At 39.9% G+C, this 19,450-nt stretch carries 19 protein-coding genes; 18 read left to right on the plus strand and 1 reads right to left on the minus strand.

The window, feature by feature from the left end; translation table 11 throughout:
- The first annotated feature begins 1 nt into the window (after position 1).
- Genes rpe through spoVM form a run of 3 tightly spaced genes read left to right on the plus strand, consistent with a single transcriptional unit; the run spans position 2 to position 1,477 of the window.
- A complete protein-coding gene (gene rpe, locus F0527_RS03955) occupies positions 2-667 on the plus strand; it encodes a ribulose-phosphate 3-epimerase (protein ID WP_150283878.1) in 666 nt (221 codons plus the stop codon).
- Positions 664-1,326 (plus strand): thiamine diphosphokinase, encoded by a 663-nt coding sequence (locus tag F0527_RS03960; protein ID WP_066785317.1) that lies wholly within the window; start codon positions 664-666, stop codon positions 1,324-1,326. Before rpe ends, F0527_RS03960 begins: the two co-directional genes overlap by 4 nt.
- A 4-nt stretch (positions 1,327-1,330) precedes the next feature.
- Positions 1,331-1,477, plus strand: coding sequence for a stage V sporulation protein SpoVM (gene spoVM / locus F0527_RS17185; protein ID WP_223823519.1), 147 nt, complete (start codon positions 1,331-1,333; stop codon positions 1,475-1,477).
- A 30-nt stretch (positions 1,478-1,507) separates the two neighbouring features.
- On the opposite strand, the gene rpmB is transcribed toward spoVM, so the two are convergent.
- Positions 1,508-1,696: a 50S ribosomal protein L28 gene (gene rpmB, locus F0527_RS03970; protein WP_066785320.1), complete on the minus strand. Its 189-nt coding sequence runs from the start codon at positions 1,694-1,696 to the stop codon at positions 1,508-1,510.
- Positions 1,697-2,043: 347 nt separating this feature from the next.
- Here rpmB and F0527_RS03975 point away from each other — a divergent pair, with 347 nt between their 5' ends.
- The 15 genes from F0527_RS03975 to ffh all read left to right on the plus strand — a co-directional run bounded on the left by F0527_RS03975 (position 2,044) and on the right by ffh (position 19,373).
- Positions 2,044-2,406: an Asp23/Gls24 family envelope stress response protein gene (locus F0527_RS03975; RefSeq protein ID WP_066785323.1), complete on the plus strand. Its 363-nt coding sequence runs from the start codon at positions 2,044-2,046 to the stop codon at positions 2,404-2,406.
- Positions 2,407-2,425: 19 nt separating this feature from the next.
- Positions 2,426-4,090, plus strand: coding sequence for a DAK2 domain-containing protein (locus tag F0527_RS03980; RefSeq protein WP_150283879.1), 1,665 nt, complete (start codon positions 2,426-2,428; stop codon positions 4,088-4,090).
- Between the two features lie 259 nt (positions 4,091-4,349).
- Positions 4,350-5,012: an L-serine ammonia-lyase, iron-sulfur-dependent subunit beta gene (gene sdaAB, locus F0527_RS03985; protein WP_066785328.1), complete on the plus strand. Its 663-nt coding sequence runs from the start codon at positions 4,350-4,352 to the stop codon at positions 5,010-5,012.
- Between the two features lie 12 nt (positions 5,013-5,024).
- Positions 5,025-5,921: an L-serine ammonia-lyase, iron-sulfur-dependent, subunit alpha gene (gene sdaAA, locus F0527_RS03990; RefSeq protein WP_147194197.1), complete on the plus strand. Its 897-nt coding sequence runs from the start codon at positions 5,025-5,027 to the stop codon at positions 5,919-5,921.
- Positions 5,914-7,959 carry an ATP-dependent DNA helicase RecG gene (gene recG / locus F0527_RS03995; protein ID WP_150283880.1) on the plus strand — a complete coding sequence of 682 codons (2,046 nt, stop codon included), beginning with the start codon at positions 5,914-5,916 and terminating at the stop codon, positions 7,957-7,959. The genes sdaAA and recG overlap by 8 nt, the downstream gene beginning before the upstream one ends.
- 103 nt (positions 7,960-8,062) lie before the next feature.
- Positions 8,063-8,638, plus strand: a complete 576-nt coding sequence (gene fapR, locus F0527_RS04000; protein ID WP_150283881.1) for a transcription factor FapR — start codon at positions 8,063-8,065, stop codon at positions 8,636-8,638.
- Positions 8,635-9,621 (plus strand): phosphate acyltransferase PlsX, encoded by a 987-nt coding sequence (plsX, locus tag F0527_RS04005; protein ID WP_150283882.1) that lies wholly within the window; start codon positions 8,635-8,637, stop codon positions 9,619-9,621. Before fapR ends, plsX begins: the two co-directional genes overlap by 4 nt.
- A 25-nt stretch (positions 9,622-9,646) precedes the next feature.
- Complete coding sequence (gene fabD, locus F0527_RS04010; protein WP_150283883.1) at positions 9,647-10,585, plus strand: ACP S-malonyltransferase; 939 nt, start codon at positions 9,647-9,649, stop codon at positions 10,583-10,585.
- Between the two features lie 2 nt (positions 10,586-10,587).
- Positions 10,588-11,334: a 3-oxoacyl-[acyl-carrier-protein] reductase gene (fabG, locus tag F0527_RS04015; protein ID WP_150283884.1), complete on the plus strand. Its 747-nt coding sequence runs from the start codon at positions 10,588-10,590 to the stop codon at positions 11,332-11,334.
- 48 nt (positions 11,335-11,382) lie between these two features.
- Positions 11,383-11,628, plus strand: coding sequence for an acyl carrier protein (locus tag F0527_RS04020; RefSeq protein ID WP_304621408.1), 246 nt, complete (start codon positions 11,383-11,385; stop codon positions 11,626-11,628).
- A gap of 281 nt (positions 11,629-11,909) precedes the next feature.
- A complete protein-coding gene (gene rnc / locus F0527_RS04025) occupies positions 11,910-12,671 on the plus strand; it encodes a ribonuclease III (protein ID WP_147194185.1) in 762 nt (253 codons plus the stop codon).
- Between the two features lie 2 nt (positions 12,672-12,673).
- Positions 12,674-16,237 (plus strand): chromosome segregation protein SMC, encoded by a 3,564-nt coding sequence (gene smc / locus F0527_RS04030; RefSeq protein WP_150283885.1) that lies wholly within the window; start codon positions 12,674-12,676, stop codon positions 16,235-16,237.
- Positions 16,238-16,255: 18 nt separating this feature from the next.
- A complete protein-coding gene (ftsY, locus tag F0527_RS04035) occupies positions 16,256-17,521 on the plus strand; it encodes a signal recognition particle-docking protein FtsY (RefSeq protein WP_150283886.1) in 1,266 nt (421 codons plus the stop codon).
- Positions 17,522-17,670: 149 nt separating this feature from the next.
- Positions 17,671-18,006: a putative DNA-binding protein gene (locus F0527_RS04040; RefSeq protein ID WP_066785351.1), complete on the plus strand. Its 336-nt coding sequence runs from the start codon at positions 17,671-17,673 to the stop codon at positions 18,004-18,006.
- A gap of 11 nt (positions 18,007-18,017) precedes the next feature.
- On the plus strand, positions 18,018-19,373 hold the full coding sequence (ffh, locus tag F0527_RS04045; protein ID WP_150283887.1) for a signal recognition particle protein: 1,356 nt from the start codon (positions 18,018-18,020) through the stop codon (positions 19,371-19,373).
- Positions 19,374-19,450: the final 77 nt, after the last annotated feature.

The raw sequence follows: 19,450 nt of genomic DNA on the forward strand, positions 1-19,450 counted from the left end.
AATGATTAAAATCGCACCATCTATTTTAGCAGCTGATTTTTCAAAATTGGCTGAAGAAGTAAAAGCCGTAGAAGAAGCAGGAGCTAAATTAATTCATATCGATGTTATGGATGGCCATTTTGTTCCTAATATCACGATGGGTCCCATTGTAGTTGACGCGTTGCGCCCTGTAACAAATCTGCCATTAGATGTTCACTTAATGATTGAAAATCCTGATCAGTATATAGAAGAGTTCGTGAATGCCGGTGCGGACTATATTACTGTACATGTGGAAGCGTGCAGACATTTACATCGCACGATTCAGCTAATCCGCTCACTCGGTGCAAAACCAGGTGTTGTATTAAACCCTCATACACCAGTTGAAACCATTCAACATGTCTTAGAAGACATAGACTTAGTACTGCTCATGACAGTAAATCCAGGTTTTGGGGGACAAAAATTTATCCATTCTGTCGTTCCGAAGATTGAAACATTAGCAGGTATGATTAAAGAAAAGAACTTGAATGTGGAAATTGAAATTGACGGTGGTATTAATGCAGAAACGATTAAACCTTGCGCTCAAGCAGGCGCCAGCATTTTTGTTGCTGGTTCAGCCATATACGGACAAGAAGACCGTAAGGCTGCATTGCAAAGCATTTTAACAGCAGGAGAAGAAGCGATCAAATGACAACAGTCGTTATTTGTGCTGGCGGACCGAAGGAGGAAATCGTTACAGGCGATTTCCTCCTTTCGTTTAAAAATGCGGTATTTATCGGAGCCGATCATGGAACCATAACATTGATGGATCATGGGATTATGCCAGACCTGGCTATAGGTGATTTTGATTCGCTTACAGAGAGTGAATGGTCTAGGATACAAGAACGCGTATCAGGCATTGAACATCATCCACCGCAGAAAAATGAAACGGATACGGAGCTTGCCGTTATCAGAGCTTTGGCATACAAGCCGGAAAAAGTTATATTAATTGGAGCAACAGGCGGAAGATTAGATCATTTTGAGGCAAATATGCGAATGATCTATCGGTTACAAGAAATGCATCCATCTATTGAATTTAAAATTATAAATAAAATGAATTCTTTGCAATTTTTTCAGCCTGGCGAACATAAGATAGTAGCAGATTCCTATTTCAAGTATATATCCTTTTTCGCGTATGGTAGCAATGTCTTAAATGTTACTTTGAAAAACATGCTGTACGAAACAACGGATGAAATCATTGATTTAGGGACGACTCGTTTTACGAGTAACGAAATAGTGGGTGAATATGCGTCTATTTCTTTCACACATGGCATATGTTTAATGATAAGAAGTACAGATGATAAGGAGTGACCAGTTGAAAGTATACACATTTCAATTACCAAAAGTAGTGAGCAACTTTGCACGTTTTTGTTTGCAAATGGTATCTAATGATTCGGCAGGGCCTAAAAAAACAGCAACAGCCTCAAAAAAGAAAAAAGGGAAAGAAAAAACGCCAAGTTGAGAAAATCAACTTGGCGTTTTAATGTTAAAATTAAACGCGTTCAACTTTACCTGATTTAAGTGCACGAGCAGAAACCCATACACGTTTCGGTTTACCGTCTACTAAGATACGAACTTTTTGTAGGTTAGCTCCCCAAGTACGTTTGTTAGCGTTCATTGCGTGAGAACGATTGTTACCAGATACTGCTTTACGTCCAGTAATCACACATTTTTTTGGCATATTAATTCCCTCCTCATAAAGAAGTTGAAAAATTTATGATTTCACTTCGGTATTTCACATACTTTAATAATTTAACACACACTTTTCGCCATTGCAACTGATTTTGACCCTCTTTCAAGAAAAAAGCCTTTACACTTAAAATCATTTAAACATTCTAGTGAAAAATATTGAAAATAACAAAAACGCTTTTACCTGTTGCTCATTTCTACCTGTCTGTAGTTAAATGTAGTTTTATAGTACAAATGCAAAAAACTATTGTATAATGTGCAAAGAGTCTAGATAATGTTGTCCTTTGCAAAGAATTGATAGTACAATAAGAGATAGTCGAAAAATCAGGAGGAGTTATTATGTCAGTAGAATTGAAAAATGAATTCGGTCGAATTGATATCTCTAATGATGTAGTTGCACAGATTGCAGGGGGTGCAGCAATTGAATGTTACGGCATTGTCGGCATGGCTAGTAAACATCAAATACGCGATGGTTTAACAGATATACTTCGCAAAGAAAATTTTGCAAAAGGCGTGATCGTTCGCCAAGATGGCGAAGATATACATATAGACATGTATGTCATTATCAGTTATGGAACAAAAATTTCTGAGGTTGCATATCAAGTCCAATCCAAAGTAAAATATACACTCGATCAAACACTGGGAATGAGTGTTCATTCTGTAAATATTTTCGTGCAAGGTGTTCGTGTGGCGAACGTGTAAGAGGAGGAACTAAAAACTTATGAAGTCATTAGACGGGATCAAATTTGCGGAAATGGTGGAGGCAGGCTCCCGCCATTTATCTCAAAATGCAGAGTATGTTGATTCGCTAAATGTATTTCCTGTGCCAGATGGCGATACAGGAACAAATATGAATTTATCGATGACATCTGGCGCCAAAGAAACGGCTGCTCATAAAACAGAAAGCATCGGTAATACAGCACAAGCCTTATCTAAAGGGTTATTGATGGGTGCACGCGGTAATTCCGGCGTTATACTTTCTCAATTATTCCGCGGTTTTGGAAAAGCAGTAGAAAAAGAAGATACATTGGATTCCATAAAATTTGCACAAGCGCTAAAGCATGGTGTTGACACAGCTTATAAAGCAGTTATGAAACCTGTGGAAGGCACTATTTTGACTGTTGCGCGCGTCGCTGCTGAAAAAGCTGTAGAAGTCGCTGAACATGAACAAGACATTCGTGTAGTGATGGAAGAAACGTTAACAGCGGCAAAGGAAGCGCTTGCCCAAACCCCTGAAATGCTACCTGTTCTAAAAGAAGTAGGCGTAGTGGATAGTGGTGGACAAGGTTTAGTCTTTGTTTATGAAGGATTTACAGCGGTATTAAAGGGTGAGGAAATTCCTACTGCTACCGTTGTGGAATCACTTGATGATTTAGTCAATGCAGAGCATCACAAGGCGCAAGATTTCATGGACACTTCAGAGATTGTATATGGCTATTGCACAGAGTTCATGGTGCGGTTTGAAGAAGGAAAGAAACCATTTGATGAGGAATCATTCCGAAATGATATGAGCAAATTCGGTGATTCATTACTTGTTATTTCAGATGATGAAGTCGTAAAAATCCATGTGCATTCCGAAACGCCAGGAGAAGTAATATCCTATGGCCATCAATATGGAAGCTTGGTCAAAATAAAAGTAGATAATATGCGTCTACAACATACAGCTATTGTTGGTGAAGACCATCCACAGGGAGATACAAAAAAAGCTGCAGAAAAAGAAGTGAAGAAGCATCCTTATGCGATTGTTACAGTGGCAATGGGTGAAGGTGTGGCAAGACTTCTTGAAAGTATTGGAGCTTCCTATGTCATAGAAGGCGGACAAACAATGAACCCTTCTACAGAAGATATCGTAAATGCTGTTAAAAAAGTTGGCGCTGAAAAAGTGTTAATTTTGCCGAATAACAAAAATATTGTCATGGCAGCAGAACAAGCTGCAGAGCTATTAGACATTGAGGCAGCAGTTGTGCCGACTAAGACAATTCCACAAGGTTTGGCGGCGGTTCTTGCTTTCAACCCTGATCAAACAGTTGAAGAAAATAAAAAACATATGGCAAATGCAAGTACGAATGTTAAGTCTGGACAAATCACTTTTGCTGTTCGCGATACGACAATTGATGGCATTGAAATCCATAAAGATGATTTTATGGCCATTAATGAAGGCAGCATTATTCAAGCAACCCCTTCTTTGAAAGTAGCATCAGAGCTTCTGCTTAGCGATATGATTGATGAGGAATCTGAAATCGTAACCGTGCTTTATGGCGAAGACATTAAAAAAGAAACAGCAGACGAATTAGTACATTTCATTGAAGAAAAATATCCTGATGTAGAAGTAGAAGTTCATAACGGCAAACAGCCGCTATATCCTTATATCTTCTCAGTAGAATAAGAAAATAGGACGAAGAACAGCTAAGATGATCGCTTAGCTGTTTTTCTTATGGTGAAACAAAAAAGTTTGGTTAAACGCTAGTATTCGTGTAAAATTGAGATAAAGTTAAACTTAACGCACTAGGGGTTATATGTCTCTTTATGCGAGATTAGTAGTAACAAGGAATCTTACGGACAACTATTCATTTAAGCTTAGATGGGAAGGTATCGTCCGGTAATAATATTGGATAAAACATTCATAAAAATTGGGGAGAAATGATATGAAATATACATCTGTGTTCGATATTATCGGTCCTGTTATGATTGGACCATCATCATCTCATACTGCTGGCGCTGCTCGCATCGGCCGTGTTGCTAGAGATTTATTTGGACGCCTTCCAAAATGGGCAAAGATTCATTTATATGGCTCATTTGCGGAGACATATAAAGGACATGGAACAGACGTAGCAATCATTGGTGGATTGCTAGATTACGAGACATACGACGAACGCATTAAAACAGCATTCCAAGACGCAAAGAATGCCGGTTTGGAATTTGAATTTATACCTGAAACAGATCATACCGAACATCCAAATACAGCCCGGATTGTAATTGGAGATGACGAAACAGAAATGTCAATCGTCGGTATTTCAATCGGTGGAGGTACAATTGAGATAACAGAACTGAATGGATTTCCGCTTCGATTGTCTGGAGGCATGCCTGCTATTTTAGTTGTTCATAATGACCGTGCAGGCTGTATTGCAAATGTGGCGAAATGCCTTGCAGAATATGATATTAATATTGGCCATATGGAAGTATCTCGTAAGGAGAGAGGAAATATGGCGTTAATGGTCATTGAAATTGATCAAAATATTGACCAATCTATAATGGAAGAAATCGAACTTCTACCAAATATCACCAAGGTGACACGCATAAAAAAATAGGAGGAAAAAAAGATGGAAGTCTTATTTCATAATGTAAGAGAATTAGTTGAACGCGCTGAAAATGAAAATAAGCTTATTTCAGAGATCATGATAGAACAAGAGATGTTAATGTCTGAAAGAAGCAGAGAAGAAATTATTGCCCAAATGGAAAATAATTTAAAAGTAATGGAAGAAGCACTTGAGAAGGGTTTAAAAGGCGTAAAGTCTGTTACAGGCTTGACAGGTGGGGATGCCGTTCTTATGCAAAATTATATTCAATCAGGCAAAGGTCTATCAGGGGATATCTTGCTAGATGCTGTTAGCAAAGCTGTAGCGACAAATGAAGTTAATGCGGCAATGGGGACAATATGCGCTACACCAACAGCGGGATCTGCGGGCGTAGTTCCAGGTACACTTTTTGCTGTGAAGAATAAATTAAATCCAACAAAAGAACAAATGGTACGCTATTTGTTCACATCAGGTGCATTTGGTTTTGTGGTTGCCAATAATGCTTCTATTTCTGGTGCAGCGGGCGGTTGCCAAGCAGAAGTTGGCTCAGCTGCAGCTATGGCAGCAGCTGCGATTGTTGAAATGGCTGGTGGTACACCTGCACAAAGTTCGCATGCTTTCGCTATTTCCTTGAAAAATATGCTCGGCCTTGTTTGTGACCCTGTTGCAGGGCTTGTAGAAGTACCGTGCGTGAAGCGTAATGCCATGGGTGCAGCCAATGCGATGGTTGCTGCAGATATGGCTCTAGCTGGCATTACTAGCCGCATTCCAACTGATGAAGTCATTGGTGCCATGTATCGTATTGGTCAAACAATGCCTACTGCACTAAAAGAAACTGCGCAAGGCGGTTTAGCTGCTACACCGACCGGCAAAGCGCTACAAGCAAAAATTTTCGGTGGAGCTGTTTTAGAACGTGGCTAATCTGTTCAGCCCTGTAACAGAGCTGAAAGGTGTGGGTAAGGCTTCTGCTGAAGCATTGCAGGCAATGGGCATTGAAACAGTCGAGAATCTCATTTGGACATTTCCATACCGTCATGAAGACTTTCGCTTAAAAGATATAGCAGAAACGCCTCACAATGAGCGCGTTACTGTAGAAGGGCGCATTGAAAGCGAACCAGCTATACTTTATCTAGGGAAAAATAAGTCTAGAATGCAGCTGCAAGCTTTAGTTGGGCGCCACCTAATTAAACTAGTATTTTTTAACCAAAATTACTTGCGGACTAAATTGTCGCCTGGCATGATTGTGACAGTTACAGGGAAATGGGATCGTGGAAGACAAGTCATCAATGTGAGCAACATTACATTTGGCCCGAAAACAGATCAAGCGGATTTCGAACCTGTTTACAGTTTGAAAGGAAAGCTGTCTCAGAAAAAGTTCAGACAATTTATGAGGCAAGCTTTGGATGATGCCAAAGCGGATCTTCCGGAAACATTACCTGAAAGCATACGTAAGGAGTATAAATTGCTAGATTTGCCGGATGCTTTGGAAGGTGTGCATTTTCCGCAAGATGCTGCTCATGCAAAACAAGCTAGGCGAAGATTTGTTTATGAAGAACTGTTACTTTTCCAAATGAAAATTCAAGCACTCAGAAAAACAAGAAAGCAACAAGAACATGGCATAGAGATCCATTATGATTTAAAAAAAGTACGTCAATTCATCCAATCGCTGCCTTACGAACTGACTCAGGCGCAAAAAAAAGTGGTGAACGAAATCTCTCGTGATTTGTTGATTCCTGAACGTATGAATAGGCTCCTTCAAGGAGATGTTGGGTCTGGGAAAACAGTCGTTTCAGCTATTGCACTTTATTCTGCTGTCACAGCAGGCTTTCAGGGTGCCCTAATGGCGCCCACAGAAATTTTAGCTGAACAGCATGCTGCTTCACTTGATGAATGGCTAAGGCCGTTCGGAGTAGAAGTTGCTCTCTTGTCAGGCTCCATCAAGCAAAAAGCAAGGAAAGAGCTATTACAGAGATTAAAACAAGGCGAAGTTGATATATTAATAGGAACCCATGCGCTTATCCAGCCAGATGTAATGTTCCAACGATTAGGCTTAGTCATTACAGATGAACAGCACAGATTTGGTGTGGAACAAAGAAGGATATTGCGTGAAAAAGGGGAAAATCCTGACGTTCTTTTCATGACAGCAACACCCATTCCTCGTACCCTTTCAATCACAGCATTTGGAGAGATGGATGTATCCATTATCGATGAAATGCCTGCTGGTAGAAAAAAGATTGAAACCAGTTGGGTAAAGCATGAACAATTTGGGCAGGTCCTCCTACAAATGGAGCAAGAGCTCTCTCAAGGCCGTCAAGCATACGTGATTTGCCCGCTCATTGAAGAATCCGACAAACTAGATGTTCAAAATGCAGTTGATGTGTATCAACAATTAATCACTTTATTTAATGGTAAATATAAGGTTGGCTTGATGCATGGCAGATTGCCTGCTCAAGAAAAAGATGCTGTCATGCGAGCGTATAGTGACGGAGAACTGGATGTATTGGTGTCAACGACAGTTGTAGAGGTTGGAGTCAATGTCCCGAACGCCACTTTTATGGTGATTTATGATGCAGAGCGCTTTGGTTTAGCTCAGCTTCATCAATTGAGGGGGCGTGTCGGACGAAGTGATTTTCAGTCTTATTGCGTATTAATTGCCGATCCTAAAAGTGAGGAAGGAAAAGTTCGAATGCATTCAATGACAGAAACGAACGATGGCTTCCAATTGGCAGAAAAAGATTTAGAACTACGTGGTCCTGGCGATTTCTTTGGAAAAAAACAAAGCGGTTTGCCAGAATTTAAGATGGCGGATTTAGTCCACGACTACAGAGCATTAGAGACTGCACGGCAAGACGCAATACAACTAATTAATTCTACTGATTTTTGGCAAGATGATGAATATAGTCCATTGAGAGAGCGTCTACAGGGGTCTGGAGCACTCGATGGCGAGAGAATTGATTAAAAGGATGCAAGGTGGAGTGAAAACAACACTTGCATTCTTTTTTTTATATTTATATACTGATATTAGTACCAAGTGCTAATATTAAGGGGCGACGAAGAATAATATGAAGTACTCCAAGAAAGAACGACAATTATTATTGCAGCAAACCATAACAGACAACCCTTTCATCACAGATGAACAGCTAGCCTCAAAGTTTCATGTAAGCGTTCAAACAATAAGATTGGATCGTATGGAGTTGTCTATCCCTGAATTGCGCGAACGGATTAAAGATGTCGCAGCAAACAATTTTGAAAGTGAAGTAAAGTCCCTGCCGATCGATGAAGTTGTCGGCGACATCATTGATATTGAATTAGATGAAAAAGCCCTATCGATTTTTGATGTGGGTGAAGAACACGTATTTCAACGGAACCGCATTGCGAGGGGGCATCATTTATTTGCGCAAGCCAATTCATTGGCTGTTGCCGTAATTGATGATGATTTAGCTCTCACAGCACATTCTGATATTTACTTTTTAAAGCCGGTAAAAGCAGGGCAACGCGTTATCTCAAAAGCTGTGGTCACAAGCAATGACAAAGAACGAAAACGGACGTTTGTGACAGTAACATCAACAGTTGATGGAAACACAGTTTTTACTGGGGAATTTGAAATGTACCGCACGAAAGGCAGTGAACATAAATGAAGTTAGCCGTAGACGGCATGGGCGGAGATCACGCGCCTAAAGCGATAATTGAAGGCGTATTTCAGGCGCTTGAATCGTCACAGGATTTAGAGGTTTTACTATATGGCCATCAAGAAAAAATGCAGCCATATCTTAAGGAACATCCTCGTTTGAAGGTAATCCATTGCGAAGACATCATTGAAGGTACCGATGAACCTGTAAGAGCAGTACGCCGCAAAAAAGATGCCTCCATGGTTAAAATGGCACAAGCAGTTACGGATGGAGAAGCAGATGCTTGCATTTCTGCCGGTAACACAGGTGCATTGATGGCTGCGGGATTATTTATTGTACATCGGATTGAGGGTATAGACCGTCCAGCATTATCTACTACATTGCCAACGCTTGACGGCAGTGGTTTTGATATGCTCGATCTTGGGTCCAATGCTGATGCAAAACCTGAAAACCTTGTACAGTACGCAATTATGGGAAGCATCTATGCCAAAAAAGTGAGAGGCATTGAAAATCCAACAGTTGGTTTATTGAACATTGGGACAGAGGATAAAAAAGGTAATGATCTGGCTAAGCATGCGTTCCCTCTATTAAAAGAAGCACCAATCAACTTCATTGGCAACGTAGAAGCGCGTGAATTGCTTAATCATGCAGCAGATGTAGTAGTAACAGATGGATTTACAGGCAATATGGTTTTAAAAACGATTGAAGGTACAGCTGGCAATGTCTTTAGTATGCTGAAAGAAGCGTTTATGGCTTCCGCGAAAACAAAAGTAGCAGCATTGCTAATGAAAGATAAATTAAAAGACTTAAAGAGCAAAATGGATTACACCGAATATGGGGGTGCTGCATTATTTGGCCTTAAAGCACCTGTCATAAAAGCTCATGGGTCATCTAATGCACAAGCATTCGCGAGCGCGATACGTCAAGCTCGTCAAATGGTTGAATATAACGTTAGTAAAACAATTGATGAAACAATAACAACAAACGATTAAAAATGAAAGACAAGGGGAGAAAAATATGGTGAAAGTTGCTTTTGTTTTTCCAGGACAAGGCTCTCAAGTTGTAGGAATGGGACAAGAATTCCTTGCAGACAACGAGTCTGAAAATTATTATAAGCAAGCCGACCAATTATTAGGTTTCGAGCTATCCAAACTAATGCTAGAAGGCCCAAAAGAAGATCTCACATTAACATATCATGCTCAGCCTGCATTATTAACAACTGGCGTTATGATTGCTGAACTATTGAAAAAAGAAGGCATACATCCCTCTTATACAGCAGGCCATAGCTTAGGTGAATATGCGGCCTTAGTGACTTCTGATGTGATGTCATTTAAAGATGGTGTGCAAGCAGTACATAAACGCGGCGTATACATGAATGAGGCTGTGCCCGCTGGAGAAGGGGCTATGGCGGCCATTTTAGGTCTTGATCGGTCAGCGTTAAAAGAAGTAACGGATGAAGTCTCTCGAAATGGTGAGTTAGTGCAGTTAGCAAATTTAAACTGCCCAGGACAAATCGTCATTTCTGGAACAGCTAAAGGCGTGGAAGAAGCTTCTTTGAAAGCGAAAGAAGCAGGTGCGAAACGTGCTATTCCGTTAGTAGTGAGTGGTCCGTTCCATTCTGAATTAATGCGCCCCGCATCAGGTGAATTGAAAGAAATGTTGGCAAGCATAGAAATGCAAGATGCAAAAATCCCTGTCATTGCTAATGTCACTGCACAACCTGTAACGAAGAAGCAAGACATCCAATCATTGTTAGTAGAACAATTATACAGTCCTGTTCTGTGGGAAGATTCTGTACGCACATTACTAGAGGCAGGCGTAGATGTCTTTATTGAATGCGGGCCTGGCAAGGTATTGAGTGGTCTTATTAAAAAGGTTGATCGCAAAGTGAAAACATACTGTGTATATGACTTGGCAACGTTAGAGCAAGTTGTAGAAGCTGCGAAGGAGTGGTAGAAATGGCTAATTTAACAGATCAAGTTGCAATTGTCACCGGTGCCTCAAGAGGCATTGGACGTTCGATTGCCCTATATCTAGCAAAACTTGGAGCAAAATTAGTTGTCAATTATAGCGGTAGCAAAGAGAAAGCAGAAGCAGTAGCGAATGAGATCCAAGAAAATGGTGGTACAGCTATAGCAGTACAAGCCAATGTGGCAAATAGTGACGATGTTTCAGCTCTTATGAAAGAAACCATTGATACATTTGGCAGAATCGACATACTAGTTAATAATGCAGGCATTACGCGCGACAATTTACTTATGCGCATGAAAGAAGACGATTGGGATGCCGTAATGAATACCAATTTAAAAGGCGTCTTCCTTTGCACTAAGGCTGTTTCTCGCCAAATGATGAAACAACGTGCTGGTCGTATTGTCAATATCGCGTCTATCGTTGGTGTTTCCGGCAATGCAGGACAAGCAAATTATGTTGCTGCAAAAGCTGGCGTTATAGGTCTGACTAAGACTTCAGCTAAAGAATTGGCTGCGCGTAATATTTATGTCAATGCTGTAGCGCCTGGCTTTATTGATACAGAAATGACGGAAGAATTGCCTGAGAATATTAAAGAACAAATGCTTGGTCAAATTCCGTTAGCTAAGCTAGGTAATCCAGAAGATGTAGCGAAAGTGGTTGCATTCTTGGCGTCCGATGATGCAAGCTATATGACTGGTCAAACTTTGCATGTAGATGGCGGAATGGTCATGTAACTTTAACTATTAATAATTTGATGTTTTTTGTATAATCATTGAGGGGAGGTGAACAATTTGGCAACAGTAATTGAACGTGTAACTAAAGTAGTAGTTGACCGTCTAGGTGTTGATGAAAGCGAAGTGAAGCCAGAAGCTTCTTTCCGCGACGATCTAGGTGCGGATTCACTAGACGTAGTTGAGTTAGTAATGGAATTTGAAGAAGAGTTTGATATGCAAATTGATGATGAGGACGCTGAAAAAATCGGCACTGTAGGCGATGCAGTAAGCTTTATCGAAAGCAAATTAGGCTAATTTTAAGTTTTTAAACACATACTATACTTGAAACTTCCCTTGCAGTATTCTTGCAGGGGAAGTTATATTTTTATCTAGGATTATTCAGCAGCAAAGTCCATACCTTGATTTGTAAGGAAAGCTATGCCAAGATGAGGGACTACTGATTGCTAATCCCTGCCAGAATAACATTGCTAGTGGAGAATCAACTCAGCGCAGCTTTCCTATAATACTTTGCAGATTAGAAAAGAAAAAGGTAAAATAGAGGTGTATGAAATGGAAAATAAGAAGGTTGATAAAAAATGAAAATACAGGGACTCTCGCAGAAGAATGGAGCAATTTCTGAACAATCACGTTTAAAATTTGCTCAATTACAAAAACAATTAGACGTGCATTTTGAGAATGCGAATTTATTGTATAACGCATTTACACATTCATCATTTGTAAATGAGCATCGTAGAAAGCTGTTTGAAGATAACGAACGCCTTGAATTTTTAGGGGACGCCGTGCTAGAACTAACTGTTTCCAAATTTTTATTTTTAAAATTCCCAAAAATGAGTGAGGGTGAGCTGACGAAATTACGTGCAGCGATAGTTTGTGAATCTTCACTTGTTATGTTTGCCAATGAATTAAATTTTGGCGAATTTGTACTGTTGGGTAAAGGAGAAGAAATTACAGGGGGCCGAGAACGCCCAGCATTGCTAGCAGATTGCTTTGAAGCTTTCGTAGGCGCATTATATTTAGATCAAGGATTAGAAACAGTTGTAACATTTTTAGACAAAGTTGTATTCCCTAAAGTGGAGCTCGGTGCTTTTTCACATGTGATGGATTTCAAAAGCCAATTGCAAGAATTAATTCAACAAAATAACTCAGGTACTGTGCAATACGAGATTATAAAAGAAAACGGTCCTGCACATAATCGTACATTTGAGTCAAAAGTTTTGTTGAATGACAAAGAGCTTGGCGTTGGTCATGGCAAATCAAAAAAAGAAGCAGAACAAAAAGCTGCTGAACATGCTATACGTGCATTTAAAGCCCAGTTAGCGAATGATCAGGAGGGTTAATTTTGTTTTTAAAACGACTTGAAGTGATTGGTTTTAAGTCATTTGCTGATCGAGTAGGAATAGATTTCGTACCTGGGGTAACAGCAGTAGTTGGGCCTAACGGTAGTGGGAAGAGCAATGTAACAGACGCTATTCGATGGGTGCTAGGCGAGCAGTCAGCCAAATCATTGCGTGGCATCAAAATGGAAGACATTATTTTTGCCGGCAGTGATTCGCGTAAGCCGCTCAACTTTGCTGAGGTTTCTTTAATTTTAGACAATGAAGACGGACGCTTGCCTATTTCTTACAATGAGGTAAGCGTGACTCGTCGTGTCTATCGTTCTGGTGACAGTGAATATTTATTAAATAAACAGCAATGTCGATTAAAGGATATTACGGATTTGTTTTTGGATTCTGGTTTAGGCAAAGAAGCCTTTTCTATTATCTCTCAAGGACGAGTAGATGAAATTCTCAATAGTCGGCCAGACGACCGCCGTTCTATTTTTGAAGAAGCAGCAGGCGTATTGAAATACAAACAGCGCCGAAAAAAAGCGGAACACAAATTATTTGAAACAGATGATAATTTGCATCGCGTTCTAGACATTTTGCATGAATTAGATAAGAGGATCGAGCCGCTGCATATACAAGCTTCTGCCGCAGAAGATTATTTAAAGATGTCCGGAGAATTGAAGGATATGGATTTAGCTGTTTTAGTTCATGACATGGAGCAGTTAAAACGTTCAATTGAACAGATTGTCAGCGAAAGAAAGAATGTTTTGGCGCAAGAACAAGCCTATTCCAAGCAGATTGCTGAAAAAGAAGAAACTATTACAGCGTTTCGTCAAAAGGTTAGTAATCTCGATTCCTTGTTAGACGAATCACAACATCAATTAGTGGAAGTAAGTGCTGAGGCTGAGCGTTTCGAAGGAAGAAAAGTATTAGTAGCAGAAAAACGAATGAATGCTAATACTCAACTAGAGAAGCTAAAGCAATCCTTACAAAAAGCAGAAGCATCGCTTTCTCATTGGGAACAAGCAAAAGTAACTCGTGAAGGTCAGTTGACGGAGCGCCAAAAGGATCTGCAAGAATTAAAAAGAGCAGTAAAGCAGTTAGAAGACCTTCTCAATCGCTCTTCTTCCGAGATACATGCTGAAATTGAACAATGGAAAAATACCTACATTGATCGCTTAAATGAAGAAGCTACTGTGAAAAATGAAGTTAAAAATATTACGCATTTATTGGCGGAGCAAGCTCAAAATGAAGTGAAGATTTCGAGCCAATCTATTGAGATGGCTGAAGAGCTTCAAGCATTACAAAAAGAGCAACAGCGAACTGTCAAATCGCATGATGAAGTAACAAAAGAAGTTGCTCGAAAATTAGCAGAATATGAAGCTTGCCAAAAAGATGCCAACCATGCCAAAGCACAATATGATAAGCAACAAGAAATGCTTTTTAAAGGATATCAACACCTGCAGCAGCTGAAAGCAAGAAAAGAAACACTTGCGGAGCTAGAGGCAGACTTTTCGGGTTTCTATCAAGGTGTAAAAGCTGTATTGGTCGCACGCGAAAAAAATCAATTGAATGGTATCCACGGAGCGGTAGCTGAACTTATTCACGTAGATGGCGAGTATGCTAAAGCATTAGAAACAGCTTTAGGTGCTGCTATGCAGCATATTGTCACTGAAACAGATGGAGATGCAAGAAAAGCCATCTCATGGCTTAAACAGCAAAAAGCTGGCAGAGCAACTTTTTTGCCTAAAAACGTCATAAAATCTCGCAAAATAGCAGATAGTGTTTTGCAGACTGTCAACACCCATCCTTCTTTTATTAATACGGCGGATGAACTGGCTACTTACAATCCAAGCATAAGGACAATTGCTGAAAGCTTATTAGGCCACGTCCTAGTGGCACGAGATTTACAGGGCGCTTCACAAATAGCTAAAGCTTGTAATTATCGCTATCGCGTTGTGACGTTGGACGGTGATGTAGTAAATACAGGCGGTTCTCTAACAGGGGGTTCCGTTAAACAACAAGCTTCATTGTTTAGCAGAAAAGCAGAATTAGAAGGTTTGTCTGAACAGCTTGTCCAAATGGAGCAATCGATTGGAAAAGCAGAAAAAATTGTAGCTGACTGGAAAAAGCAATTTGAAGAAAAGTCTACCCAGCTTGAAGAATTACGCTTGCAGGGTGAGGAATTGCGTTCCAAAGAAGTTGAATATAGTGCTCACTTGCGTGAAATGGATACTACTATCAAACGGTTATCACTAAGAGTCTCCATGTTCACAGATGAACAGCAAGATGCAACAGGCCGCAAAACAACTCTAGAACAGCAATTAGAAAGCTTTGCAAAACGTCAAAAAGAACTAACAGAAGAACTGGCGGAAATTAATCGTACAGTCGAAGAGTTGAATGCTTTACAACAGCAAAGTGAGACAAAGCGGGATGCCTTGAAAGAAGAATATGCCCTTAAACGTTCTCAACTAGCCGTACTTAATGAACAAGTCACACAGCTAAAAACAGCTGTTGCAGAAGCTGCATCACAAGTTGAACAGGCAAAAGAAGAAGTGAAATATACGTCGAATGAGATGGATTGGCTGCTAAATGGCGGAGATCTAAATGGCCAAAGCGAGGAAGAAATCCAGGAGACCATTGAACGCTTACAAAAACAAAGAGAAACTCTTGTACAAACGGTAGAACGTACTAAAACAGAGCGCATGCAAATGCAGCAACAGGTAGAGCAAATCGACCTCGACTTAAAGGAATTACAACGTGTTCATCAAGGTATGCTTGATGGCATACGAAACTATGAAGTAAAACTAAGTCGTTTAGATGTGGAATATGAAAATTTGGCACAACAAATGGAAACAGATTATGATATAACATTTGAAGATGCCTTATTGCAACATGCCCATGATACAGATATTGAGGCAGCACGACGTAAAGTCAAACTGTTGAAACAATCGATTGCAGAACTTGGGACAGTTAACTTAAGTGCAATTGAGGAATATGCGACTGTTTCGGAACGCCATACATTCCTAACAAATCAACGCAATGATTTATTAGAAGCAAAAGAAACTCTGCACGAGGCAATTCGTGAAATGGATGAAGAGATGACAAGCCGTTTCAAGGAAACCTTCTTCGAAACGCGTGCACATTTCCAAAGCGTTTTCCGAGAATTATTCGGCGGAGGTCATGCTGATTTAGAATTATTAGATCCTGATAACTTATTAGAAACTGGCATTGAGATTGTTGCCCAACCACCAGGGAAAAAGCTTCAAAGACTTAGCCTGCTTTCTGGGGGAGAAAGAGCTTTAACAGCTATTGCGCTGTTGTTTGCAATCTTAAAAACAAGGCCAGTACCATTCTGTATTCTAGATGAAGTAGAAGCCGCATTAGATGAATCTAATGTCAATCGTTACAGCCAATATCTAAAGCGATATAGCCAAGAAACGCAGTTTATTGTTATTACCCATCGGAAGGGTACAATGGAAGGCGCGGATGTATTGTACGGTATCACAATGCAAGAATCCGGTGTTTCTAAGTTAGTTTCTGTCAAACTAGAACAAGAAGTACCCGTACCAACATAGTACAAAGGAGTGAATAATATGAGCTTTCTAAAACGCATGAAAGAAAAACTCACAGGCGGTCCGAAAAACGACCCTGCTGAAATGGAAGACCTGGAGCAGGGTGGAAAATCGGGAATAGTAGAAGAGGCATCGTCAAATGATATAGATGTCAAAGAAGCGGTAAAGGAAGAACAGGTAGAACAACCTACTGAAGAACAAGAGCACGAAGAAAAACAAGTAGAGAACGTAGAACTAGAAGAAAAAGAAGAATTTGAAGAGGAACAAGAAGTATCCTCCGATGAAGAAGAAAATAAAGAAGAAGCAAAATCAAAATGGGGCTTTTCTGCTTTCTCTATTACGGAAAAATTCAAATCTGGTTTAGCCAAAACGCGTAATTCATTTACCTCTAAGGTAAATGATCTTGTAGCACGCTATCGCCATGTGGATGAAGAATTTTTTGAAGAGCTTGAAGACCTTTTATTGCAAGCTGACGTTGGCATGGAGACCGTGATGGAGCTAACGGAAAAATTGCGTTTTGAAGTACAACGCAAAAATATTAAAAATACAGATGGTATCCAAGCATTGATTTCCGAAAAGCTGGTTGAAATTTATGAACAAGGCGAAGATGATATCACAAGCTTAAATATACAAGAAGATGAATTAACGGTTATTTTGTTTGTTGGCGTCAATGGCGTGGGCAAAACCACAACTATTGGCAAACTTGCTCACCGTTTAAAGCAAGAAGGGAAGTCTGTTATACTCGCTGCCGGCGATACCTTCCGAGCTGGCGCTATAGATCAGTTACAAGTATGGGGAGACCGCGTAGGCGTTGAAGTGATTAAACAGTCAGAAGGGTCAGATCCAGCTGCTGTTATGTATGATGCAATCCGTGCAGCGAAAAATCGTAAAGCAGATGTATTAATTTGCGATACTGCCGGTCGGCTGCAAAATAAAGTAAACTTAATGAATGAGCTGGAAAAGGTTCATCGTGTCATTTCCCGGGAAATTCCGACAGCGCCTCATGAAGTTTTACTTGCACTCGATGCTACAACAGGACAAAATGCTTTACAACAAGCTCAAATATTTAAAGAAGCGACAAATGTTACTGGTATTGTATTAACTAAGCTAGATGGTACAGCAAAAGGCGGTATCGTACTTGCTATTCGCAATAAATTGCATATTCCCGTTAAATTTGTCGGACTTGGAGAACAAATGGATGATTTACAGCCGTTTGACTCTGAGCGATATGTTTACGGCCTTTTCGCGGATGCTTTAGATGAACAACTGGCTGAAGAAAAAGAATAGTTAGTGAAACGCAAGAATGTCGTATGTTCCTACTGCTGCATTCTTGCGTTTTTTGAATGAAAGTCGAAAAGACAAGTAATTTTACTTGACGGATAGTGTTTTTGAAATTAAGATACAGTAGAGTATGTATAATCGAGGGGAGTTTCAGTATGTTACTTGAAAAAACAACACGCATGAACTTTCTCTTTGACTTTTATCAAGCGTTGTTGACGGACAAACAAAGAAGTTATATGCAGCTTTATTACCTAGATGATCACTCATTGGGGGAAATAGCAGAAGCTTATGAGGTGTCACGTCAAGCAGTTTACGATAATATTCGCAGAACTGAAGCGATGCTTGAAGAATATGAAGAAAAACTTCAATTGTTTGAGAAATTCCAAAACCGGCAGAAAATAATAACAAAGCTTTCAAAAAGTATGGCTGATATCCAAGCAGACAGCAAAGAGGTACTATCGCTGATTGAACAGCTTAAAGAATGGGATTAGGAGGCGATTTTATGGCATTTGAAGGTTTAGCGGAGCGGCTCCAAGGAACGATCAATAAGATTAAAGGTAAGGGGAAAGTAAACGAACAAGACGTAAAAGAAATGATGCGCGAAGTTCGTTTTGCTTTAATCGAGGCCGACGTTAACTTAAAAGTGGTTAAAACTTTTATCAAAAAAGTTAGTGAACGTGCTGTAGGTCAGGATGTAATGAAGAGTTTGACACCTGGCCAACAAGTAATCAAAATCGTAAAAGATGAACTGACAGATTTAATGGGCGGAGAACAAAGCCCAATTAAATTTGCAACAAAGCCGCCTACTGTTATTATGATGGTAGGTTTACAAGGTGCCGGTAAAACAACGACCACAGGTAAATTGGCTAATATATTGCGTAAAAAATACAATCGCAAGCCGTTATTGGTGGCAGCGGATGTTTATCGTCCTGCGGCAGTTCAGCAATTGCAAACACTCGGTAAACAGCTTTCGTTGCCTGTTTTTGCTTTAGGTACAGATATTTCGCCTGTAGAAATAGTGCGCCAAGCATTAGAAAAAGCCAAAGAAGAACACCATGATGTTGTCTTGGTCGATACAGCTGGACGATTGCATATCGATGAAAATCTAATGCAGGAATTAAAAGATATCCGTGGCTTAAAGGAACCAGATGAAGTTTTCCTAGTAGTTGATGCCATGACAGGGCAAGATGCTGTAAACGTAGCGGAAAGTTTTAATGAAGCTGTAGGCATTACGGGCGTTATATTGACAAAATTAGATGGTGATACACGTGGTGGTGCGGCGCTTTCTATTCGTTCTGTAACAGAAAAGCCAATTAAATTTGTTGGTATGGGCGAAAAAATGGATGCGCTGGAACAATTCCATCCAGAACGTATGGCTTCTCGTATCCTCGGCATGGGCGACGTTATGACGCTTATAGAAAAAGCTCAGGCTACAGTTGACGAGGATAAGGCTCGAGAGCTTGAGGAAAAGTTTAAAACTCAAAGCTTTACTTTAGATGACTTCTTAGACCAAATGAGCCAAGTGAAAAAATTAGGACCGCTTGATGAAATTTTAAAAATGCTACCTGGCGCAAATAAAATTAAGGGCTTAGAAAACGCGAAGATAGATGACAAACAAATTGGCCATATAGAAGCCATTATATTATCTATGACGCCAGCCGAAAAAACGAACCCTGAAATTATTAATGCCAGCCGTAGAAAAAGAATTGCTAAAGGATCTGGCTCTTCTGTACAAGAAGTCAATCGACTGATTAAGCAGTTTGATGATATGAAGAAGATGATGAAGCAAATGACAGGTATGGCTCAAAAAGGAAAGAAAAAAATGAAACTTCCTGGGTTAGACTCCTTGTTTAAATAAAAAAAATAAGTTAAAATAATGTGTGTTAAGAAAAAACACTTTACAAAGTATTTAAAGCTTGATATCATACTATCTTG

Origin of the sequence: Rummeliibacillus sp. TYF-LIM-RU47 (genome assembly GCF_008638315.1) — a bacterium.
Taxonomy (GTDB): domain Bacteria; phylum Bacillota; class Bacilli; order Bacillales_A; family Planococcaceae; genus Rummeliibacillus; species Rummeliibacillus stabekisii.